At 72.6% G+C, this 23,285-nt stretch carries 14 protein-coding genes; 11 read left to right on the top strand and 3 right to left on the bottom strand.

Annotated elements, in window-relative coordinates:
* Window positions 1-144: 144 nt before the first annotated feature.
* From xylB to ACWCSV_RS07875, 5 genes are all read left to right on the top strand, one after another.
* Window positions 145-1,635 (top strand): xylulokinase, encoded by a 1,491-nt coding sequence (gene xylB, locus ACWCSV_RS07895; RefSeq protein ID WP_451139622.1) that lies wholly within the window; start codon window positions 145-147, stop codon window positions 1,633-1,635.
* Between the two features lie 101 nt (window positions 1,636-1,736).
* Complete coding sequence (locus tag ACWCSV_RS07890) at window positions 1,737-3,008, top strand: VWA domain-containing protein (protein WP_451139620.1); 1,272 nt, start codon at window positions 1,737-1,739, stop codon at window positions 3,006-3,008.
* The gene (locus ACWCSV_RS07885; protein ID WP_451139618.1) at window positions 3,008-3,904 is read left to right on the top strand and encodes a hypothetical protein; all 897 of its coding nucleotides are present in this window, start codon (window positions 3,008-3,010) and stop codon (window positions 3,902-3,904) included. Before ACWCSV_RS07890 ends, ACWCSV_RS07885 begins: the two co-directional genes overlap by 1 nt.
* A 142-nt stretch (window positions 3,905-4,046) precedes the next feature.
* Window positions 4,047-5,657 (top strand): aspartate:alanine exchanger family transporter, encoded by a 1,611-nt coding sequence (locus ACWCSV_RS07880; RefSeq protein WP_451139616.1) that lies wholly within the window; start codon window positions 4,047-4,049, stop codon window positions 5,655-5,657.
* A 103-nt stretch (window positions 5,658-5,760) separates the two neighbouring features.
* Complete coding sequence (locus tag ACWCSV_RS07875) at window positions 5,761-6,147, top strand: hypothetical protein (RefSeq protein ID WP_451139614.1); 387 nt, start codon at window positions 5,761-5,763, stop codon at window positions 6,145-6,147.
* 14 nt (window positions 6,148-6,161) lie between these two features.
* Here ACWCSV_RS07875 and ACWCSV_RS07870 read toward each other — a convergent pair whose 3' ends face one another.
* The 3 genes from ACWCSV_RS07870 to ACWCSV_RS07860 form a co-directional block, all read right to left on the bottom strand.
* Entirely contained in the window at window positions 6,162-6,662 is a 501-nt protein-coding gene (locus tag ACWCSV_RS07870) for a GNAT family N-acetyltransferase (protein WP_451139612.1), read from the bottom strand.
* A gap of 144 nt (window positions 6,663-6,806) precedes the next feature.
* On the bottom strand, window positions 6,807-9,095 hold the full coding sequence (yicI, locus tag ACWCSV_RS07865) for an alpha-xylosidase (RefSeq protein WP_451139609.1): 2,289 nt from the start codon (window positions 9,093-9,095) through the stop codon (window positions 6,807-6,809).
* Window positions 9,096-9,159: 64 nt separating this feature from the next.
* Window positions 9,160-12,051 (bottom strand): glycoside hydrolase family 3 C-terminal domain-containing protein, encoded by a 2,892-nt coding sequence (locus ACWCSV_RS07860; RefSeq protein WP_451139607.1) that lies wholly within the window; start codon window positions 12,049-12,051, stop codon window positions 9,160-9,162.
* A 506-nt stretch (window positions 12,052-12,557) separates the two neighbouring features.
* Between ACWCSV_RS07860 and ACWCSV_RS07855 the strand changes: the two genes are divergently transcribed.
* From ACWCSV_RS07855 to ACWCSV_RS07830, 6 genes are all read left to right on the top strand, one after another.
* Window positions 12,558-14,267: an extracellular solute-binding protein gene (locus tag ACWCSV_RS07855; RefSeq protein WP_451139605.1), complete on the top strand. Its 1,710-nt coding sequence runs from the start codon at window positions 12,558-12,560 to the stop codon at window positions 14,265-14,267.
* Between the two features lie 104 nt (window positions 14,268-14,371).
* Window positions 14,372-15,556 (top strand): ABC transporter permease subunit, encoded by a 1,185-nt coding sequence (locus ACWCSV_RS07850; RefSeq protein ID WP_451139603.1) that lies wholly within the window; start codon window positions 14,372-14,374, stop codon window positions 15,554-15,556.
* On the top strand, window positions 15,553-16,533 hold the full coding sequence (locus ACWCSV_RS07845) for a carbohydrate ABC transporter permease (RefSeq protein WP_451139601.1): 981 nt from the start codon (window positions 15,553-15,555) through the stop codon (window positions 16,531-16,533). The genes ACWCSV_RS07850 and ACWCSV_RS07845 overlap by 4 nt, the downstream gene beginning before the upstream one ends.
* 122 nt (window positions 16,534-16,655) lie before the next feature.
* Window positions 16,656-18,935 (top strand): 1,4-beta-glucanase, encoded by a 2,280-nt coding sequence (locus ACWCSV_RS07840; RefSeq protein WP_451139599.1) that lies wholly within the window; start codon window positions 16,656-16,658, stop codon window positions 18,933-18,935.
* A gap of 14 nt (window positions 18,936-18,949) precedes the next feature.
* Window positions 18,950-20,929, top strand: a complete 1,980-nt coding sequence (locus ACWCSV_RS07835; protein WP_451139597.1) for a beta-galactosidase — start codon at window positions 18,950-18,952, stop codon at window positions 20,927-20,929.
* Window positions 20,926-23,223 (top strand): glycosyl hydrolase family 95 catalytic domain-containing protein, encoded by a 2,298-nt coding sequence (locus tag ACWCSV_RS07830; protein WP_451139595.1) that lies wholly within the window; start codon window positions 20,926-20,928, stop codon window positions 23,221-23,223. Before ACWCSV_RS07835 ends, ACWCSV_RS07830 begins: the two co-directional genes overlap by 4 nt.
* The last annotated feature ends 62 nt before the right edge of the window (window positions 23,224-23,285 follow it).

Genomic DNA, 23,285 nt, shown 5'->3' with positions numbered 1-23,285 from the left:
AGTGCCATTACTAATATGACACCGAGAGGGCCCGAAGCGAAACCCTTGGGAACCAAAAAGTCTTCACTCCGCTGTTCGCACCCCTTCCGATCACGTAATTTGTTTGTCGCACGAGCAAATCCCGCAGCACGAGAAGAGGTAGCCATGCCGCCGCGCACGGTCGTCATCGGTGTGGACAGTTCCACCCAGTCCACCAAAGCAGCTGTCACCGACGCCGTAACCGGCGAGCTCCTCGCCGTGGGCCGCGCCCCGCACACGGTCCTGGGCGAGGGCGGCGCCCGCGAGAGCGACCCCGAGGTCTGGTGGCAGGCGCTGCGCGAGGCGGTGGCCGCCGGGATGAAGGAGTCCGGGGTCCCCGCCTCCGCCGTCACGGGCATCGCGGTCGCCGGGCAGCAGCACGGCCTCGTGGTGCTGGACCGCTCCGGCCGGCCGCTGCGCCCCGCCCTGCTCTGGAACGACACCCGCTCCGCTCCGCAGGCCGCCGCCCTCACCGCCGCGCTCGGCGGCCCGGAGGCGTGGACGGCGCGCACCGGCTCGGTGCCGGTCGCCTCGATGACCGCCGCCAAGTGGCAGTGGCTGCGGGAGAACGACCCGGCGAGCGCGGACGCCGCCGCGCGCGTACGCCTCCCTCACGACTTCCTCACCGAGCGCCTCACCGGCGTCGCGGTGACCGACCCCGGCGACGCCTCCGGCACCTGCTGGTACTCCACCGCCACCGGCGCGTACGACCCCGAGCTGCTCGCCCTGATCGGCCTGGACCCCGCCCTGCTGCCCGAGGTCGCCTCGACCGGCGGCGCCCGCGCCGGTTCGCTGACCGCCCAGGCGGCCGAGGCGCTCGGCCTGCCCGCCGGCATCGCCGTCGCGGCCGGTACCGGCGACAACATGAGCGCCGCCGTCGGTCTCGGCCTCGGCGCGGCCGGGCTGCTCGACCACCCCGTGCTCAGCCTCGGCACCTCCGGCACCGTCTTCGCGGCCTCGCGCACCCGGCCCGCCTCCCCGGCGCTCGCCGGTTTCGCGGCGGCGGACGGTACGTACCTCCCGCTCGCCTGCACGCTGAACTGCACCCTCGCCGTGGACAAGGTGGCCGCGCTGCTCGGACTGCACCGTGACGACGCGTCACCCGGCGGCGAGGCCGTGCTCCTTCCCTACCTGGACGGCGAGCGCACCCCCGACCTGCCGCATGCCTCCGGGCTGCTCACGGGGCTGCGGCACGACACCACCCCGCAGCAACTCCTGGGCGCGGCCTACGAAGGCGCGGTCTTCACCGTGCTGCACGCCATGGACGAACTGCTCCGCGCCTGCGGGCTCGACCCGGCGGCCCCGGAGGTCGCCGCCCGCCCGCTGCGTCTGATCGGTGGCGGCGCGCAGGGCACCACCTGGATCGAAACCGTGCGCCGGCTCTCCGGCCGGCCCCTGGTGCTGCCCGCCAACGGCGAGTTGGTCGCGCTCGGCGCCGCCGCCCTCGCGGCCTCGGCGGCCGGCGGCGGCGACCCGGTCGCCCTGGCGACGGAGTGGAACGGCAACGGCACGGCGGGGACGGACCGTCAGCTCGACCCGGTCGAGCGGGACACGGCGGCCTGGGAGCGGATCGGCTCGGTCCTCGAACGGTCCGCGCAGCCCCTTCTCGGCGGCTGACGGCGCCCTGGGCAGCACCGCCGGATCACCTCGGGCATCCCCGAACCCGCTTCCGCGCAGCGGGTTTGGGGATGCGAACCGATGTTCAATAGGATCCGGCGATGATCACAACCAAACGGCTGACGACCGGGGTGGGCCTGCTGCTCGCCACCCTGGCCGCCGGAATCGGCACCGCCGTGCCGGCCGCCGCCGACGAACCCCCCACCGCCTCCTCGCCCAAGGTCGAACTGGTCCTCGACGTCAGCGGGTCCATGCGCACCCGTGACATCGACGGCGAGTCCCGCATGAGCGCGGCCAAGCAGGCGTTCAACGACGTGCTGGACGCCGTACCCGAGGAGGTCCAGCTCGGCATACGCACCCTCGGCGCGAACTACCCGGGCGACGACCGGAAGGTCGGCTGCAAGGACACCAAGCAGCTCTACCCGGTCGGCCCGTTGGACCGTACGGACGCGAAGACGGCGGTCGCGACCCTCGCGCCCACCGGCTGGACCCCGATCGGCCCGGCGCTGCTGGGCGCGGCGGACGACCTGGACGGCGGTGAGTCCACCCGGCGGATCGTCCTGATCACCGACGGCGAGGACACCTGCGGCCCGCTCGACCCGTGCGAGGTGGCGCGCGACATCGCCGCCCGCGGGGTGCACCTCGTGATCGACACCCTGGGCCTGGTGCCCAACGCGAAGATCCGGCAGCAGCTGACCTGCATCGCCGAGGCCACCGGTGGCACGTACACGGCCGTCCAGCACAAGGAGGACCTCTCCCACCGGGTCACCCAGCTGGTCGACCGGGCCGCCGAACCCGTCGTCACCCCGGTGGCGACCGAGGGCGCCGCGAGCTGTGCCAAGGCCCCCGAGCTCACCCCCGGCCTGTACACGGACCGCGCGAAGCTCGGCGAGCACCGCTGGTACCGGGTGAACGTCCTGCCCGGCCAGGAACTGCGGGCCTCCGTCACCGTGTCGGCCGACCGGGCCGTCAACAACGACTACGGCATCCTGATGCGCGCGGTCACCACGCACGGGCGGGAGATCGTCCGGGGCTCCGAATCGGGCACCGGCCGCACCGATGCCATCTCCACCGGTCTGCGCTACCCGAAGGCCGAGGCGGACGACGACGCCGACGCCGAGACCCCCGAGGCCGTCTGCCTCCAGGTCGGCGACTCCTTCTCCTCCCCCGCCTCGGTGAAGACCGGCCCCGGCATGCCGGTCGAGCTGACCATCGACGTGGTGGACTCCCCCGACGACGCGGCGGACACCGCGGCCTTCGGCCTCGGCCGCGGCTGGTGGTTCCTCGGCCTGATGCTGCTCGCCGGTCTGCTGGCTGGGCTGCTGTTCGGCTGGATCTCGCGCTGGCGCGTCGCCGTCTGGAGGACCAACTGATGCGTACGACCCCCCGTACCCGGACCACGCGCACCCACCGGGTGCTGCGCGCGAGCGCGGGCGCCCTGGTCGCCGGTCTCGCCCTGTTCCCCTCGGCCGGCCCGGCCCTGGCCGACGACGACCCGTCGGCCTCCGCGAGCCCCGGCGAGGAAGGCTCGGACGCCGGACCCACCGAGGCCGGCACCACCTTCCGTACCGCGACCGCCCTCCAGCAGGACCAGGCCGGAACGGCGCAGGCCTCGGCGGGCGACTACCTCTACTGGGTCTTCCCGGCCGACGCCGGGCAGCGGGCGACCGTACGGGCCACCGTGACCCTCCCCGAGGCGTCGCTCCGGCACGGGGCGTCCACCTGGCAGATCGACGTCTACGACGGCCTGCGCCGCCGTCAGGCCTGCATGTACGGCCACCAGACCCGCAAGGCGGCGGCCGACGCGGCGACGGTCGAGCTCGACTGCGTGCTGCGCCCGGTGCGCGCCTGGTCCGAGCCGTGGGCCAACGACCCGCTGCCTGGCAGCTACTACGTACGGCTGACCGTGCTGGACCTGCCCGACACCGACCTCGGCCGGCCCATCGGGGCGCGCGTGGAGGCCACCTCGATCGACGCGGGCAGCGCGCACGACGTGGACGGCACCCTCTCCGAGCCGCTGGTGCCCGGCTCCTCCGCCGTACGCGCCGCCGCCGGCTCCACCGCGTCCGCCTCCCCCACGGACGGCGCGACGGACGAGCCGGTCGTGGTGGCCGGCAGCGAGCCGGAGGACGGCTGGGCCTCCGGCTGGTGGACGCGGCGCTGGCTGTGGAGCGCGGGCGGAGCGGTGCTCGCCGCTCTGGCCGGCGTCTTCGGCTACTCCGTGACGCGCGGCCGGGGCCGCCCGTCGCACGTACCGCCGGGCGTCTGACGGGGCTCCGTCCCCCGGTGTGCCGCGCCGCCGTCCCGCTCCGGGACGGCGGCGCGGTCGTGTCCGGATTGCCCGCCGCCGAGTGGCGGGGCGTACGGGCCTGCCGGAAGCTGCCCCCGACAGGGCTGGGCGAAAGGCCCCCATGCTGGTAGGAAGCCAGGAGGCAGCGCGCGTGTGGCAGTTCTTCGCGGACAACCCCTGGGTGACCGTGTTCTCGGTGATCACGGTCGGCGCCCTGCTCGGCATGGTGCGCTTCGGCCCGGTCAGGCTCGGCGCGGCGGGCGTGCTCTTCGTCGGCCTCCTGGTGGGCGCCCTGGACAAGGACATCGCCGCCGCCCTGCCCGCCGGGGTGTCCGCCCTGGGACTGGCCCTGTACGTCTACACGGTCGGGCTGGAGTCGGGGCCCGCGTTCTTCCGTGAACTCCGGGGCCAGCTGGCGGTGATGGCCGGGGCGGTCGTCGCACTCGTGGTCACCGCGGTCGTGGTGGGCACCCTCGGCCACGGCGCCCTGGGCATCGGCGGCCCGTTCCTCGCCGGCGGGTTCGCGGGCATCGGGACCACCACCCCGGGCCTCGCCGCAGCCCAGGCGGCGTCCGAGGACCCGGCGCAGCCTGCCGTCGGATACGCGATCGGGTATCCGTTCGCCGTGGTGATCACCATCCTGTTCATCGCCGCCATCGCCGCCCGCCGCCGGTGGACCGCCCGCCGCGACCCCGGCTCCGGACTGCCCGCCACGCTGGTCACCCGGACGGTGCACGTCACCCGCGAGATCGCCTGGGCGGACGTACCGGGCGTCGCCGAGCACCGCGTCCTGGCCAGCGAGTACCGGGCGGTGGGCGCCGCGCCCCGGGTCGCCCTCCGGCTGGACCGGCTGCACCCGGGTGACCTGGTCGAGGTGGTGGGCGGCGAGGAGGACGTGGTGGCGGCCACCGCCCGCCTCGGCGAACTCGCCGCCGCCCACCTGCTCGACGACCGGTCCACCGTCGACTACCGCCGCGTCCTGCTCACCAACCCGGACCTGGCCGGCCACACGGTCGCCGAACTCCGCCTGGCCGACGCCTACGGAGCGGCCGTCAGCCGGGTGCGGCGCGGCGACTTCGACATGCTCGCCCACGACGGCCTCGTCCTCCAGCTGGACGACCGGCTCCGGGTGGTCATGCCGCGTGAGCGTTCCGCCGAGGTCACCCGGTTCCTCGGCGACACGGAGGCGAAGGTCAGCGAGGTCAGCGCGGTGAGCCTCGGCCTCGGCCTCGCGCTCGGCTTCCTCATCGGCATCCCGTCCCTGACGCTCGGCGACACCACCCTGGCCCTCGGCACCGGGGCGGGCCCGCTGGTGATGGGCATGGTCCTCGGCTGGCTGCGGCGCACCGGCCCCCTGGTCTGGACGCTGCCGACCCGGGCCAACCTCACCCTGCGCCAGATCGGTCTGCTGCTCTTCCTCGCCATCGTCGGCCTCAGCTCCGGCTACTCCTTCCGGGAGAACGCCTTCTCGATGTTCGGCCTGAAGCTGCTGGCCGTCCTGGTCGTCGGCGCGGTCGTCAGCTACGCGCTGATGGTCCTGGTCGCGAAGGCGCTCGGCCAGAGCCGGGAGCGGACCATGGGCCTGCTCTCGGGGTACGTGGGCAACCCGGCGATCCTCGCGTACACCAACAGCCGGGTGAGCGACAGCCGGGTCAACAGCGGCTATTCGACGCTGTTCGCGCTGAGCATCCTGGTGAAGATCGTCTGCGTCCAGCTGCTCGTGGGGCTGTGACCGGGGGCGGCCCGCCCGGCCCCGGCGCCCGCCGCCGTAGGGTGGCCCCGCGCGTCCCGTCCCGGGCACCCGGGGCGGCCTCGGCAGGTGGGAGACGTACGGCATGGCCGACACCGGTTACATCAGGTTCCAGGGCCCGGTCCGCAACCACCGGGGGCAGTACCCGGGCGTGTTCGGCCTCGCCAACGGGCTCGCCCGGGAGGGCCGGCTGAGCGAGGAGCAGTTCCGCTTCTGGCGGGCGGCGAACGACTGGTACGACGGCCACTACCCGAACCCGTCCGACACCGATCCGGACGTCTACGACGCCGCGGTGAACCCCGGCGCGGTGGCGTGGTTCAAGGCCTCCGCGGTCCATCTCGTCGAACGGGTCGACGGCTACCTCGACCTGCTGGCCGCCCACGGGGTTCCCTGTGTCCGGGTGGAGTCGGCCGATCCGGGGCGGGTCGTCTACGAGGACGAGGTCCAGGTCGTGGTGGTCCCCCGCGTCTGACCGGCGCCGGTGGTTCAGGCCAGTCGCTTGTGCATGACGTGGCAGGGCCGGCCGTGCTCCCGGTCGGCACGCCGGTCGATCTCCTGCCAGCCCAGCGAGCTCCAGAAGGTGAGGGCGCCGGGGTTGTTCTCCAGGACCGCGAGGCGGATGCCGCTCCGGCCCTCAGCGGCAAACCGCTCTTCGGCCAGGGCGGCGAGCGACCGGCCGATGCCCTTGCGGCGGAAGTCGCCGTGCACCATCAGCAGCCCGATCCAGGGCAGGCCGTCCTTGGGATGGCGGCCGAGGAGGCAGAGCAGCCCGACGAGCCGTCCCCGCTCGTCGCGGGCGAGCAGCACCTCGCCGCCCTCGGTGCCGGCCTCCTCCCGCAGATCCGCTTCGACCCGGTCGGCCCGGACGTTCTCGGGGTCGTACTCCCCGGCTGCTCGGCAGTACTCCGGGTTGCTGGTGTAGAGGTCGACCAGCTCGGCGATCTCCTGCGAGGAGAAGCGGAGCGGTGAAAGGGAAAGGGACGGCATGCGGGCATGCTAGCCAGCCCCGCCGGACGCCCCGGACCCGAGGGGGACGGCAGCGGGACCGGGGGCTGTGGTACCCGGTCCCGGAGGTCGGTCCTGCCGGGGAGCGGTGGGCCGGTCCCCGGCACGACCGGCCTCACGCCCACGTCAGCCGGCGTGCGGCACGTGCACCGTGCCCGTTCCCTCCGCCGTCGCGCCCGTCGTCTCGACCACGACGCGGAAGGGCCGGCCGCTGCCCTCCGCCGTGGCGCGTACGCCGTCCCCGTCGCGGGTGACGTGGAAGGCCGCGGCGGGTTCGCCGGTCAGGCCGGGGACGGTGACCTCGGTGGTGGTCGTCCCGGCGTCCGGCGCGGGGCCGAAGGCCCGCAGGGTGAGGTCGGCGAGCCAGTCGCCGTCCGGGCGCTGGTCGTCGCTGCCCCAGGGGAGCACCGCGCCGGGCCGTACGTACAGCGGGAGGCTGTCGAAGCCGTGGGTCTCCTGGCGCCAGGCCGGTCCGGTGACGGTCTCGCCGGTGAGCAGGTGGGTCCAGGTGCCCTCGGGTACGTAGTACTCCACCTCGCCCTCCTCGGAGAAGACCGGCGCGACGAGCAGGTCCGGGCCGAGCATGTACTGCCGGTCCAGGGTGCGGGCCGCCGGGTCGTCCGGGAACTCCATCAGCATCGGGCGCATCACCGGGACGCCGGTGCGGTGGGCCTCGGCGGCGGCGCCGTACAGGTACGGCATCAGGCGGTGCTTGAGGAGGGTGAACCGCCGGGTCACCTCGACCGCTTCCTCGCCGAACTCCCACGGCACGCGGTAGGAGACGTTGCCGTGGAGGCGGCTGTGCGAGGAGAGCAGGCCGAAGGCGACCCAGCGCTTGAAGACGGCCGGGTCGGGGGTGCCTTCGAAGCCGCCGATGTCGTGGCTCCAGAAGCCGAAGCCGGAGAGGCTCAACGACAGCCCGCCGCGCAGGGATTCGGCCATCGCGTTGAAGGAGGCGAAGCAGTCGCCGCCCCAGTGGACGGGGAACTGCTGGCCGCCCGCCGTGGCGGAGCGGGCGAAGAGCACCGCCTCGCCGCTTCCGCGTTCCTTCTCCAGGAGTTCGAAGACCGCGCGGTTGTAGATCTGCGCGTAGTAGTTGTGCATCCGCTCGGGATCGGAGCCGTCGTGCCAGACGACCTCGGTGGGGATGCGCTCGCCGAAGTCCGTCTTGAAGCAGTCGACTCCCTGGTCGAGGAGGACCTTCAACTTGCTCTGGAACCAGGCGGTCGCGGCGGGGTTGGTGAAGTCGACCAGGGCCATGCCCGGTTGCCAGAGGTCCCACTGCCAGACGTCGCCGTTGGGCCGGCGGACGAGGTAGCCCTTCTCGGCGCCTTCGGCGAACAGGGCCGATTTCTGGGCGATGTAGGGGTTGATCCACATGCTGATGCGCAGCCCGCGCTCCTTGAGGCGGGCGAGCATCCCCTCCGGGTCGGGGAAGACGTCGGGGTCCCAGAGGAAGTCGGACCACTGGTACTCGCGCATCCAGAAGCAGTCGAAGTGGAAGACGGAGAGCGGGATGTCGCGTTCGGCCATGCCCTCCACGAAGGAGGTCACCGTCTCCTCGTCGTAGGAGGTGCAGAAGGAGGTGGTGAGCCACAGCCCGAAGGACCAGGCCGGGGGGAGCGCGGGGCGGCCGGTGAGGGCGGTGTAGCGGGTGAGGACGTCCTTGGGCGTGGGTCCGGCGACGACGTAGTACTCCAGCGTCTGGTCCTCGACGCTGAACTGCACCTGGCCCACGGACTCGGAGCCGATCTCGAATCCCACCTTGCCGGGGTGGTTGACGAAGACGCCGTAGCCGCGCGAGGAGAGGTAGAACGGGATGTTCTTGTAGGCCTGTTCGCTGCTGGTGCCGCCGTCCGCCTGCCAGACGTCGACGACTTGGCCGTTCTTCACGAAGGGCGTGAACCGCTCCCCGAGACCGTAGACGTTCTCCCCTACGGCCAGGGCGAGTTGGGCGATCATGTGGTGGGCACCGTCGGGGGTGGTGGCGAAGGCGGTGCCCTTGCGGTCGGCTCCGGTGAGGCGGCGGCCGTCGGCATCGAGGAAGGTGAGGCCCCAGGGCCCGTCCTCGTCCAGCCTCAGGGTCAGCGGCCCGCTGGTGAGTTCGGCGACCGAGCCCTCCCGCGCGGTACGCACCGAGGCGTGCGGCTCGGTATCCGCCGTCAGCTCGAAGTCCGGGCCGTGGTTGACCTTCCCCGCGTGGTGGGTGGCGCGGACGCCGATGATCCCCTCGGCGGGCGCGAAGCATTCGACCGTGATCAGTGGGGTGTTGAGGGTGTCGCCGCGCCCGGTGACCCGCATGACCGCGGCGTGGGCGGTGATCCGGTCGGCGTCCACGCGCAGATCGCGGATCTCGGTGGCGTAGGAGGCGCTGACTCCCTCCCGCATGAGCCAGAATCCGTCGGTGAACTTCATGAGGACTCCTTGCCGGGGGCGGTGGTGAGCGGAGGCTGGGCGGCTGTCGCGGTGCGGTGCCGGGTCACTCGGACGCTCCCGAGGGGGCGAAGGTGAGGCGGGCGAGACGCAGGGCGCCGCGCAGGGTGACCCGGAGGTCCGCCACCCCGTCCGCCCCGAACGCGGCGGTCACGGACCGGTAGTCGTACGGCCCGCCGGTGGCGGGTACGTCGATGGCCGCGGCGGCGGTGTCCGTCTCGATCTCGACCGTGCCCTCACCGGCCGCGTGGACGGTGACGCCGCGTACCCCCGGCCCGAAGTCGCAGGCCTCGAAGACCAGTCGGCCGCTCTCCGTGCCGGTGGCGGTGACCGCGTCGCCGTCCGTCTTCGCGCGGTCCACGATCCCGGTGCCGTACTGCTCGTCGTAGTCGGCGGCCTCGATGCCCGCGGCGAGGACGGGGCGGGGCCCGGAGGGCTCTCCGTCGACCTCCACGGCCGCGGTGAGCCGGATGTCCGTGCTGGACGCCCCGGCCAGCAGCTCGTAGGAGCCCGGTTCCACGGCCCAGCGGCCGTGGGCCACGTCCCAGTGGCCCAACTCGGCCACCGGCAACAGGAATTCGAGGCGCTCGGAGCCACCGGCGGCGAGGCGCAGCCTGCGGTGGCCGACCAGCTTGCGCAGCGGCAGGCGGGCGGCGTCCGGGGCGTTGCGGCGTACGTAGAGCTGGGCGACCTCGTCGGAGGCGGCCCCGTCGGGGGTGGCCGCGCCGGTACGGGTGACAGTCAGGCCGACCCGGAGCAGGTCGTCCTCACGGGCGACGGTGAGGTCCTCGTACGCGAAGGAGGCGTAGGAGAGGCCGTGGCCGAACGGGTAGAGGGGGGTGCCGTCGAAGTAGAGGTAGGTCTGGCGGGACCCGATGACGTCGTAGTCGAACAGGTCGGGCAGGTCGTCGTCACCGGCGTACCAGGTCTGCGGGAGGCGTCCGGCCGGGGAGACGTCTCCGGCGAGGACCCGGGCGAGCGCGGTGCCGGCGGCCTGGCCGCCGTGCGCGGTCCACAGCAGGGCGGGGAGGGTGGCGTCGGCCTCCGGTACGGCGTACGGGTAGGCGGAGGTGAGGACGAGTACGGTGCGCGGGTTGGCGGCGTGCGCGGCGCGCCAGAGCCTCTCCTGCTGGGCGGGGAGGGCGAGGGTGGTGCGGTCCTCGGTCTCGCGGCCGTTGATGTGCGGGTCGTTGCCCGCGACGACGACAACGGTGTCGGCCTCGGCCGCGATCCGGGCGACCTCGTCCGCGCCACGCTCGACGATCTCCACACCGAAGAGGGTCGCGCGGTCCGCCGGAATCTTTTCGCCGTCCTCGGCAACCTTTGCGCCCCCGGCGGCGACAGACACGTACCCACCCGTACCGATGTGCAGAAGGCGGTGTCCCGCGTCGTGCCCCTCGACCGCTTCCAGGCGGAACGTCTCCTGGACGATCCAGCCGCCCGGCTCCTCGGCGGAGGCGCGGACGAAGCCGTCCTCGGCGACGGAGAGGTAGCGCCCCTCGTCGGTGCGGAAGGTGAGGACGCCGTCGCCCCAGTCGACCACGGCGAGGGCGGTTCCCTCGGGTGCGGCGACGAGTGGCGGGAGGTCGGTGCGGCCGGTGAGGAGTGCCGGGTCGAGCGCGCCTTCCTCACCGCGCGCCCCGCCTTCCTCCGACTGGGCCGCGGGCACGAGAAGTTGGCCCGCCTCGCAGGTGAGCAGGGCCCGGTCGACGCCTTCGGCGTACAGCACGTCGTCGGCGCCGTAGCGGGCGCGCAGCCCGTCGAGCGGGGTGGAGCGGTGCAGCAGGGTGCCGCTGTACCAGTCGAGCTTGCAGGCGTCGGCGAGCAGGCCGACGACCGCGATCTTCCGCCCCGCGCGTGGCGGGAGCGGCAGCAGGCCGTCGTTCTTCAGCAGGACCGCGGCCTGTTCGGCTGCTTCCAGGGCGAGTTCGCGGTGGGCGGGGGTGTCGAAGGCGTCGGTGTCCGCGTAGGGGTCGAGCTCCGGGTCGAACTCACCGAGCGCGAAGCGGAGATGGAGCAGCCTGCGCACCGCCCGGTCGATGTCCTCGGGGTCGAGCAGGCCCTTGGCGAGCGCGTCACGGATGCGGCCGGTCATCACGGAGGAGTCCGTGCCGTGGTCGGTGAAGCTGTCGACGCCCGCCTTGAGCGAGGCCGCGGTGGCCTCCTCGTGGGTGTCGAAGTAGTGCTCGGAGTCGACCAGGTTGGAGGGTGCGCCGGCGTCGGAGCAGACGACGAGCGGCTGGTCGGTCCACTGCCGCAGCTCCCGGTCGAGCAGCGGGGAGACGTGGTTGGGGCGGCCGTTGACGAGGTTGTAGGCCGGCATGACCCCGGCGATCGCTCCGGCGCGGACCGCGTCGCGGAAGGCGCGCAGGTCGTACTCGTGCAGGACGCGGGGGCGCACGGAGGAGGAGGCGGTGTCGCGGTCGGTCTCGTTGTTGTGGGCGAGCCAGTGCTTGAGGACCGGGGCGGTGCGCCAGTAGCGGGGGTGTTCGCCGCGCAGGCCGCGGGTGTACGCGACGGCGATGGCGGAGGTGAGCGCGGGGTCCTCGGAGTAGCCTTCCTCGCCCCGTCCCCACAGGGGGTGGCGCAGGAGATTCACTGTCGGGGCCCAGACGTTGAGGCCGACCCGGTCGTCGCTCCGGCGCTTGGCCCGTACCTCGTCGCCCACGGCCTCGCCGACGCGGCGCACCAGGTCGTCGTTCCAGGTGGCGCCGAGGCCGACGGCCTGGGGGAACACGGTCGCCCCGCCCATCCAGGCCACACCGTGCAGCGCCTCCTGGCCGGTGCGGAAGGCGGCCAGCCCCAGCCGCTCCACCGGCGGCGCGAACTGGTGCAGCATCGCGATCCGTTCGTCGGTCGTGAGTCGCTGGAGCAGGTCGTCGACGCGTGCCTCGAAGGGCGACTGCGGGTCGCGGAAGGGAAGCGGAAGGTCCGTCACGTGCGGGTCCCCTTGGAAAGGTGGGAGGTCTGGCGGAGCCATGGGCTGCCACGGCCCTTCGGAACATCAGCGAGTGATCTTTCGAAGCGCTTCGATGCTCGGTGTCCGACCGGCAAAGTGTCAAGGGCGCACGGGGGTTGACTCGGCCTGCCCGGCTCACGGGGGCTGCCGGGGAGCGCGGGAAACGTTACGGAAACAGCTCCGAGGAATGTGTGGACGAACCCTTGTGCGACCGGTCCCGTTCACTTAACCTCGCTGCAACATCGAAGCGCTTCGACAGCGCTTCGAGGGTGCTCAGCCGGTGTCTCCGGACAGTGCCGAGGGTGGCCTGGTCCCCCGCGGTCCGTTCCCGGTCTCGCCGCCGGCGGTGGCTTCAAGCCGTCACCGCCCGGTCGTGTACCGCTCGATCCGAGCGGTTCCGTCCAGTTACGCCCACCTCAGACTCAGGAGCCGAACGGCGGTCGCCCGCCGGGTGTCGTCCTGGTGCGCCATGAAGGGTTGACGCAATGACGCCGAATTCCTCCCCCGCCACGAACCGGTCCGAGAACAACGCGACGGGCCTCAGTGCCATCACTCCGAACCGCCGGAGCTTCCTCGCTTCGAGCGCCTTCGCAGCGGTGGCCGTGGCGGGCGGCGTACCGCTGCTGGCCGCGTGCGGCGGCTCCGGATCCGACTCGGGGACCCGGGAGGGCACGACGACCGGCAAGGCGCTCAGCAAGGTCGTGCCGAGTTACGTCCCCTCCGACCTGGTGCAGCCCGACGTGGCCAGCGTCAACGGGTCGAGCCCCGGGTTCACCAAGCTGCCCGACCCGCTGGCGAAGTCGGTCAAGTCCGTTCCCGGCAAGGGCTCTTCCTTCCGGGTGATGACCCCGCTGTGGGGCACCGTCCCGAAGAAGAACAACCCGTACTACACGGCGGTGAACAAGGCGGTCGGCGCGACGCTGAACTTCGACCCGCAGGACGGCAACACGTACCAGGACAAGATCGGCGCCGTCCTGGCCGGTGACGACATCCCGGACGTGATGACGATCCCCGGCTGGAACATGCAGGGCCAGATCCGCAACGCCATCACCGCGAAGTTCGCCGACCTCAGCCCCTACCTGGCCGGCGACGCGGTGAAGAAGTACCCGAACCTCGCCAACATCCCCACCGGGGCCTGGCAGTACTCGGTCTTCGGCGGCAAGCTGCGCGGCCTGCCCATGCCCTCGCCGGTCATCGGCAACGCGATCTTCTACCGCAAGGACATCGTCGGCTCCGGCGCGGTCCCGGCCAGCGCCGACGACCTGCTCGCCTTCGGCAAGGAGTACACCGCGCCGAAGAGCAAGGTCTGGGCCTTCGACGACCTGTGGACCTGCATCCAGAAGATCTACGGCGTGCTGCCGGACGCCCCGCACTACTGGCAGCTCCAGGACGGCAAGCTCGTCCACAAGCTCGAGACGAAGGAGTACCGCGAGGCCCTGGCCTTCGCCCGCAAGCTCCACGACCTCGGCTACGTCCACCCGGACGCGGAGGCGAACAAGGACGCGGACTCCAAGATCCGCTTCACCAGCGGCCACATCGTCATGTACAACGACGGCACCGGCGGCTGGAAGGGCATGGTGACCGAACAGAAGGCCGCCAACCCGAAGTTCGACATGCAGGCGCTCGACTTCTTCTCGGCCGACGGCGGCAAGCCGGTCCTCTGGCAGGACGACCCGGCCGGCATCTTCACCTTCCTCAGCAAGAAGCTCCCCAAGGCGAAGATCGAGGAGATGCTCGCCATCGCCGACTTCGCCGCCGCCCCGTACGGCACCGAGGAGTTCATGCTCACCAACTACGGCGTCCAGGGCACCCACTACGAAGTGAAGGGCGGCGTACCGACCTTCACCGACCAGGGCATCCAGGAGGCCCAGCCCTCCACCTTCCTCTTCCTCGCCTCACCGCCGCACACCATCGCCTTCCCCGACGAGCCGAAGCTGGTGCAGGACTACGCGGGGTGGATGGCCCGGCAGGCGCCGAACATCAAGAAGCCGCTCTTCTTCGGCATGCAGATCGTCGAGCCCCAGCGGTACGCCTCCCTGTACACGCCCTTCGACGACCTGCAGAAGGACATCCGGCGCGGGCGCAAGAAGGTCAGCGACCTGGAGTCGGCGGTGTCGACCTGGAAGAAGAGCGGCGGCGACGAGCTCCGCAGCTGGTACCAGGACATCCTCGACAAGAACGGCTCCGGCAACTGACCGTACGCGGCAGACCGCAGGACCCACGCACGAACGGAAAGTGGCCGCCGGGCGCAGTGACGCCCGGCGGCCGGGGCGGAGCAGCACGACATGGGGAGCTCACGGTGAAGCCACGGGCCACGGCGGCGGCCGGCACGGGCCGCGCGGCGGACGGGACCGACGTCCCGGCCGGCGAGGACGGCCGGCAGGCCGCGCGGGACGGCGGAACGCGGGACGGCAGTACGCCGGACGGCAGTGCGCCGGACGGCGGAGTCAAGGACGGTACGGACGGGCCGCGGGCCACCGGCGGGAGCGCGGTTCCCCGCGCGCGCGGCGGCCGGCCCGGCAAGGCGGCGAAGGGCGGCGGGCGGCCGGCCTCCGGGCTGCCGTCCGGGGGCATCACCTGGCGGCACCGGCTGCGGCGGGACCGCACGCTGGTCCTGATGACGGTCCCCGCCATCGTGCTGCTGCTGATCTTCAACTACATACCGCTGCTCGGGAACATCGTCGCGTTCCAGAACTACGACGTCTACGACCTGGGCATCACCGGCAGCCCCTTCGTCGGTTTCGAGAACTTCACGCGGATCTTCGACGACTACCGCTTCTGGGAAGTCCTGATCAACACGCTGGTCATCTTCCTGACGCAGCTGATCCTCTTCTTCCCGATCCCCATCGCCATCGCGCTGCTCCTGAACAGTCTGATGAGTGCACGGGTGAAGGCGTGGGTGCAGGCGATCGTCTACCTGCCGCACTTCTTCTCCTGGGTTCTCGTCGTCACCGTCTTCCAGCAGATGTTCGGCGGCGCCGGCCTCGTCGCGCAGTGGCTGCGCGAACACGGTCACGAGGGCTTCGACCTCATGACCAACCCCGGGTTCTTCAAGTTCCTGGTGACCGCGCAGGCCGTCTGGAAGGACGCGGGCTGGGGCGTCATCGTCTTCCTGGCCGCGCTCGCCGCCGTCAACACCGACCTGTACGAGGCCGCCGCCGTGGACGGCGCGGGACGCTGGCGCCGCATGTGGCACGTCACTCTGCCGGCGCTGCGCCCGGTGATCGCCCTGCTGCTGGTGCTGCGGGTCGGCAGCGCTCTCAACCTGGACTTCGAGCAGATCCTGCTCCAGCGCGACCAGGTGGGCGCGGGCGCCTCCGAGATCCTCGACACCTACATCTGGTGGACGGGCATCAAAACCGGTGACTTCGGCTATGCCGCCGCGGCCGGGATCTTCAAGGGACTGTTCAGCGTCGCCATGGTGCTGGGCGCGAACAAGGTCGCCCACATGCTGGGCGAGCAGGGGGTGTACTCCAAGAAATGACGACTCTCCTGGACCTCGAGAAGACCCCGGGCGGGTGGCCCGTGGACACGGCCCCGGCCCGCACCCCGCTGCAGCGCCTCCTCGGCACCGAACAGCGCCCCGCCTGGGAGGACGAACCGACGAAGGCCGGGCTCGCCTTCAAGGGCTTCGGCCTGGTCGCGATCTGCGCCGTGATCCTCATCCCCATCTGGGTGGTGGTCGTCACCAGCCTCTCCGACACCAAGGCCATCAACGACGCGGGCGGGCTGGTCGTCTGGCCGAAGAGCGTCACCTTCGTCGCGTACAAGGAGCTGCTGAGCGGCGGCGCGGTCACCCGGGCCGCGATGGTCAGCATCGGACTGACCGTCGTCGGCACGGTGTTCAGCATGGTGGTCTCGATCCTCTGCGCCTACGGCCTCAGCCGGCGCGACTCGATCGCCCACCGGCCGCTGCTGATGACGCTCATGGCGACGATGTTCTTCGGCGCCGGGCTCATCCCCACGTATCTGCTGGTGACCGGGATCGGTCTGAGCGACAGCTACTGGTCGATGATCCTGCCGAGCGCGATCTCCGTCTTCAACATCCTGGTGCTCCGTGGCTTCTTCATGGACACCGCGCCCGAACTCATCGACGCGGCACGGATCGACGGCGCCGGCGAGTGGCGCATCCTGCTCCAGATCGTCATGCCGCTCTCGCGCGCCGTGGTCGCCGTCATCTCGCTTTTCTACGCGGTGGGTTACTGGAGCCAGTGGTTCAACGCCATGCTCTACATCCAGGACAGCGACAAGTACCCGCTCCAGATGATTCTCCGTCAGCTGGTGCTCCAGCACCAGGTGCCGCCGGGCGCGATGGGGGCGGCGGTGAGCAGCGGGCAGATCAACAGCCTCGCGGTGCAGATGGCCGTCATGGTCCTCGCACTGATCCCGGTGGCGGTGCTGTCACCGTTCGTCCAGAAGCACTTCCAGAAGGGGATGCTCACCGGGGCCGTGAAGGGCTGAGCCCACCGCGTTCTCCGCTGCCGTACGTGCCGCGCGCCGGGTCTTCCCGCGCGCGGCACGGAGCGTCCCGTTCCCCTCTCCTCGCCCGCTCGCCCGCTCGCCCGCTCCGGAAGGACTCCGCCATGCCCGCGTTCCGTTCCGATCCCGGTCCCGCACCCGCTCCCGTCGTGCCGTCGTCGCCCGGGCGGCGCTCGGTGCTGGCCGGGGCGGCCGCCGTCGCCGCGACCGCCTGCGTGCTGCCCGCCGCCGGTACGGCCTCGGCGGCGGAACGGTCCCCCGGCCGGCCGCGCACCGAGGCGTACCGCTGGCGCACCGCCGCCGTCGGTGGCACCGGGTTCGTCACCGGGCTGATGTTCCACCCGTCGGTGCGGGGCCTGGCCTACGCCCGGACGGACATCGGCGGCGCCTACCGGTGGGACGCCGCGAAGGCCCGCTGGACGGCGCTCACCGACTTCACCGGCTGGGACGACTGGAACCTGCTCGGCGTCGAGGCGATGGCCGTGGACCCGGCCCACCCGGACCGGGTGTACCTCGCGCTCGGTACGTACGCCCAGTCCTGGGCAGGTCCGGGGGCGGTGCTGCGCTCCGAGGACCGGGGCGCGACCTGGACCCGTACGGACCTGGCGGTACGGCTCGGCGCCAACGAGGACGGCCGGGGTACCGGTGAGCGCCTGCTGGTCGACCCGCGCGACAGCGGGACCCTCTGGCTCGGCACCCGCCACGACGGGCTGCTGCGCTCCACCGACCGGGGCGCCACCTGGGCACCGGACCCCTCCTTCCCCGCCGTCCCGTCCGCCTCCGGCCAGGGGGTCACCCTGCTGGTGGCGGCGGGGCGGACGGTGTACGCGGGCTGGGGCGACGGCACCACCTCCCTGTACCGCTCGACCGCGTCCGGCGGGTGGGAGCCGGTCCCCGGCGCGCCGGTGGCCGACGGGGCGACCCGGGTACCGGTCCGCGCCGCGTACGACTCCGCCTCCCGCGCCCTGTACGTGAGCTGGGCGAACGGTCCGGGGCCCAACAACCAGAGCGACGGCGCGGTGCACCGCCTCGACACGGTGACCGGCGCCTGGTCGGACGTGACGCCCGTGGTGCCGGGCGGCGCGGACACGTTCGGCTACGGCGGGATCGCCGTGGACGCCCGGCGCCCCGGTACCGTCGTCGTCTCCACCAACAACCGCTGGGGGCCGGTCGACACGCTCTTCCGCTCCACCGACCACGGGCGCACCTGGACCTCCCTCGAGGACACGGCGGTGCTGGACGTCTCGGAGACGCCGTACCTGCGCTGGGGCGGGGAGGCGAAGTTCGGCTGGTGGATCCAGTCCGTCGCGGTCGACCCCTTCGACTCCCGTCACCTCGTCTACGGGACCGGCGCCACGGTCTTCGGCACCCGGGACCTGGTGCACTGGGCGCCGGAGATCCGGGGCCTGGAGGAGTCGTCGGTACGCCACCTGGTCGCGCCGCCCACCACCCGGGGCGCCCGGCTGCTCAGCGGGCTCGGGGACATCGGGGTGATGTACCACGAGTCGCTCGTCTCCTCCCCCTCGCGCGGGATGGCGTCGGACCCGGTGTTCGGCACCGCGACCGGCCTGGCCCTCGCGGCGCGCGTCCCCTCGTACGTCGTACGGACCGGCTGGCCCTCGGGGTCGGATGTCGCCGGAGCGTACTCCCATGACGGGGGCGCCAGTTGGCGGCCCTTCGCGGCGCAGCCGGAGATCGCGGCGTCCGCACCGGGGCCGATCGCGGTGAGCGCCGACGGGACGACCCTGCTCTGGACGTTCGTCCACTGGGACGGCACGAAGTACCCGGCGCACCGGTCCGTGGACGGCGGTGCGAGCTGGAGCGAGGTGCCGTCGTTCCCGAAGGGCGCGACGCCCGTCGCCGACCCGGTGGACTCCGCCCGCTTCTACGCGTACGACACGGACACCGGAACCGTCCACCTCTCCGCGGACGCGGGCGCGGCCTTCGCCGCCGGTGCCACCGGACTCCCTCACGGGGACGCGCAGTTCAAGATGGCGGCGGCGCCCGGCAGGACCGGAGACCTCTGGCTGTCGGCGAAGACCGGCGGGCTGCACCGTTCGACGGACGGCGGCCGGACGTTCACGGCCGTGGCCGGCGTCCAGGAGTCGCACGCGCTGGGCTTCGGCAAGGCGGCCCCCGCCCCGAAGGGCAGGCCCGGGCACCCCGGGTATCCCGCGGTCTTCCAGACGGGACGGGTGTCCGCGACGCACGAAGGGGTGGCGGTGCTGCGCTCCGACGACGCGGGCGTCACCTGGATACGCATCAACGACGACCAGCATCAGTGGGGGTGGACCGGCGAGGTGATCACCGGCGACCCCCGTGTCCACGGCCGGGTGTATTTGGGCACCAACGGCCGGGGCATCCAGTACGCCGAACCGGAATGAGGATCGAGAACACCATGCCGTCCCTGCGTGACGCCACCCGTGGCCGCCTGCTCTTCGGCGGCGACTACAACCCCGAGCAGTGGCCCGAGGAGGTGTGGGCCGAGGACGTGGCGCTGATGAAGGAGGCCGGGGTCAACTCGGTGACTCTGGGCGTCTTCTCCTGGGCGAAGATCGAACCCCGACCCGGGGCAAGAGAGTTCGGCTGGCTCGACCGGCTGATGGGACTCATGGCGGAGAACGGCATCGGGGTGGTCCTCGCCACCCCGACCTCCTCCCCGCCGCCGTGGATGGGCGCGCTGCACCCGGAGACGCTGCCGCGCGCGGAGGACGGTTCGGTCGTCTGGTACGGCTCGCGCCAGCACTTCTGCGCGAGTTCACCGGTGTACCGCCGGTACGCCGCGGCCCTCGCCGAGGACCTCGCGGCCCGGTACGCCGGCCATCCGGCGCTGACCATGTGGCACATCAACAACGAGTACTGCACGCACTGCTGGTGCGACGAGACGGCGGCGCACTTCCGCCGCTGGCTCGCCGGCCGGTACGGCACGCTCGACGCGGTCAACGAGGCCTGGGGAACGGCCTTCTGGAGCCAGCGGTACGACACCTGGGCGGAGATCCTGCCGCCCCGCAAGGCCCAGTACATGCGCAACCCCACGCAGATGCTCGACTTCAAGCGGTTCACCTCCGACGCCCTGCTGGAGTGCTACTCGGCCGAGCGGGACATCGTGCGCCGCCACTCCCCCGCCCTGCCGGTGACGTCCAACTTCATGCCGCTCTGGTCGGGTCAGGACGCGTGGACGTGGGCCGGGCAGGAGGACGTCGTCTCGGTGGACGTCTACCCGGACCCGGCGGACCCGGGCGCGGGGCAGTACAACGCGATGCTCGCCGACATGACCCGCTCGCAGGCCCAGGGCCCGTGGATGCTGATGGAGCAGGCCGCGAGCGCGGTCAACTGGCGCCCGGTGAACCGCCCGAAGCCCCGGGGGCTCAACCGGCTCTGGTCCCTCCAGTCGGTGGCCCGGGGTGCGGACGCCGTCTGCTATTTCCAGTGGCGCCAGTCCCGGCAGGGCTCGGAGAAGTTCCACTCCGGAATGGTGTCGCACGCGGGACCCGAAGGCCGCGCCTTCCGGGAGATCACCCGCATCGGCGCCGAACTGGCCACCCTCGCACCGGAGGTGAGCGGCGCCCACGCTCCGGCCGAGGTGGCGGTGCTGCACGACTGGGACGCCTGGTGGGGCAGCGCGCAGGAGGGCCGGCCGTCCTCGCACCTGGACTACCCGGAGATCGTACGGGCCTGGCACCGGGCGCTCTGGGAGAACGGCACGGCGACCGATTTCGCCCGCCCCGAGCGGGACTTGAGCGGCTACCGGATGGTCGTGGTGCCGCAGCTCTACCTCCTGACCGACGCGGCCGTCGACAACCTGGTCGCGTACGTGGCGGGCGGCGGCACCCTGGTCAGCGGGTTCTTCACCGGTGTCGCCGACGTGGACGACCGCATCCGGCCGGGCGGCATGGACGCGCGGCTTCGTGAGCTCTTCTCGATCCGCACGCTCCACGAGTGGTGGCCCGTCGACCCGGACGCGCGCGTCGACTGCGACGGCTTCCGGGGCCTGCTGTGGTCGGAGGAGCTGGAGGCGGACGGCACCGGCGAGACCGTCGCCGCCTACCGGGGCGGCGAGCTGGACGGGCTGCCCGCCGTGCTCCGCAAGGGCGGCGCCTGGTACGTCTCGACGCTGCCGGAGCCCGGTGCCCTGCGCGATCTCCTCGGCCGGGTGGCCGGCGAGGCGGGCGTCCGCCCGGTGGTGGCCGGACTGCCCGGGGGCGTGGAGGCGGTACGCCGGGGCGAGCTGCTCTTCCTCCTCCACCACGGGCAGGGCACGGTGACCGTGCCGCTGCCCGGCGCGTACACCGACGTGCTCAGCGGCGCGAAGGCGGACGGCGTCGTGGAGCTGGGGCGTTACGGCGTGGCGGCCCTGAAGCCGGTCGGCGCGGCATGAGCCGGGGCACCTGGGAGCCCCGGCCCGCGGCACGCTGGGAGGACGCCTTCCTCAGCGGGAACGGGCACCACGGGGCGATGGTGTACGGCGACCCGGTCGACGACCGGGTGATCGTCAACCACCACACCCTCGTCCGGCCCAACGGCAGCGAGCACCTGCGCCCTCCGGAGCTCGCCGACGAACTCGGCACGCTCCAGGACGCGTTGCTCGCCGGGGAAACCGAGGCGGCCGAACGCTTCGGCGCGGGCCGGCCGCTGGTGTGGGTCCAGCCGTTCCACCCCGCGTTCCGGACCCGGGTACGGCGGAACGGCACGGAAGCCATCGCCGACGCAGGCGACAGCTCTCTTCCGTCGGGCACTTCGGCCGGACCCGGCCATGCGCCCGGCCCTGCGTCCTACCGCCGTGAGCTGGACTTCACCACGGGTGAGGCCACCGCCTCCTCGGGCCTCTGGCGCAGCCAGGTGTTCGTGTCGCGGGCCGACGACGTGATCGTGCAGCACATCACCGGTCCGGCGCCGGACGTCGAGGTGACGCTCGATCCGGTCCTGCCCGGTGCTCCGGCGGGCCTCGCGATCGGCCGCTCCACGGTGCTGACGCCGCACGGCGCCCGCCTCGCGCTGCGGCTGCGGTACCCGGACAGCGAACTGTCCTGTGTGGGCGTGGCCACGCTGCGTGCGGAGGGCGGCACGGTCTCGGTGGACGGTGACGGCGTACGCGTCACGGGCGCCCGGAGTCTGCTGCTGCTCACCCGGGTACGCCGGGGCCCGGGCGACCCGGACCTCGAAGCCGAGTGGGCGGCCCTGCCGGACGGCGACCATGCGTATCTGATGAAACGTCACATGCCGCTCCACCGAGCCGCTTTCGGCCGGTGCACGCTCTCCCTGCACGACGAGGACCCGGCCCGGCCGGGTCTCCCGGGCAGCGAGCTGCTGCGCCGTCCGGGGAGTCCCGCCCTGCTGGAACGGCTCTTCGCGGCGGGCCGCTACCACCTGCTCTCCGCTTCCGGGCTGCTGCCGCCCCGGCTGACCGGGCTGTGGACGGGCGACTGGAACACCGCCTGGTCGGGGGCGTTCACCACCAACGCCAACCTCAACCTCCAGCTGGCCTCGGCCGCCGCGGCGGACCTGCCCGAGGTCCTCGACGCCCACGCCCGGCTGATCGAGGGCCAGTCGGAGCACTGGCGGGACAACGCCCGCGCGCTCTTCGGCGCCCGGGGCATCGTCGCACCCTCCCACTCGGACGGCGAGTCCGGCCACACCCGCCACTTCCAGCGGGCCTATCCGCTCCACCTGTGGACGGCGGGGGCCGACTGGCTGCTGCACCCGCTGGTCGAACGCGCGGCGACCACCGGGGAGACCCCGCAGGAGCTGGTCTCGGCCTGTGTCGAAGTAGCCGATTTCTACACGGACTTCCTCACTCGCCGGGCCCCCGACGGGAGCGTGGCCGTCGTCCCCTCGTACTCGCCGGAGAACCGCCCGGCGAACTCGAGTTGGGGCACCGTCAACGCCACGATGGACATCGCCGCGGCCCGTCACGCCCTGACGACGGCGGCGGAGCTGGCCCCCGGCCATCCGGACGCCGGCCGCTGGCGCGCCCTCGCCGGCCGGCTCCCTCACTACCTGGTCAACGAGGACGGCGCGCTCGCGGAGTGGGCGTGGCCCGGGCTGCGCGAGACGTACGACCACCGCCACCTCAGCCACCTCTACCCGGTGTGGCCGCTCGACGAGATCAACCCGTACGACACCCCGGGACTGGCCCGCGCCGCCCACCGGGCCCTGGAGCTGCGGGGTTCGGAGAACGACTCGGCCCACGGCCATCTGCACCACGCGCTGGTGGCGGCGCGGCTGCGTGACGGTTCGCGGGTGTCCTCGGCGCTGGCGTCGGTGCTGGCCGGGGACTTCTTCCACGACTCACTGATGAGCGCCCACTACCCGGCCCGCGACGTGTACAACGCGGATGCCGCCCACGCGCTGCCGGCCGTGGTGCTGGAGATGCTTGTCCAGTCGGCACCGGACCGCCTGGTCCTGCTGCCGGCGCTCCCGGCCGCGTACCCCAGGGGCTCGCTCCGGGGCGTCCGTACACGGTTCGGCGCGACGCTCGACCTCGGCTGGACCCCCGACGAGGTCACCGCGGTGCTCCGGCCTGCCCGCGATGCCCGGGTCGAGCTGCGTACGGGACCGCCACCGGGCGCCCCGGCGGGTGCGGCGGAGCCGGGCGCGGCCTCCTGGATCACGCTCACCGCGGGGACCGACCTGGTCCTGACGGTGGCGCGCCGGGAGGCGGACGGCGGGTGAACGGCCCGGCGGCCCCCCAACGGGTGAACCCCCGGCCGGCCGGCGCGGGGGCGGGGCCGGCC

Source organism: Streptomyces sp. NPDC001770, from assembly GCF_053596135.1.
This window is presented reverse-complemented; position numbering and strand designations above follow the sequence as displayed.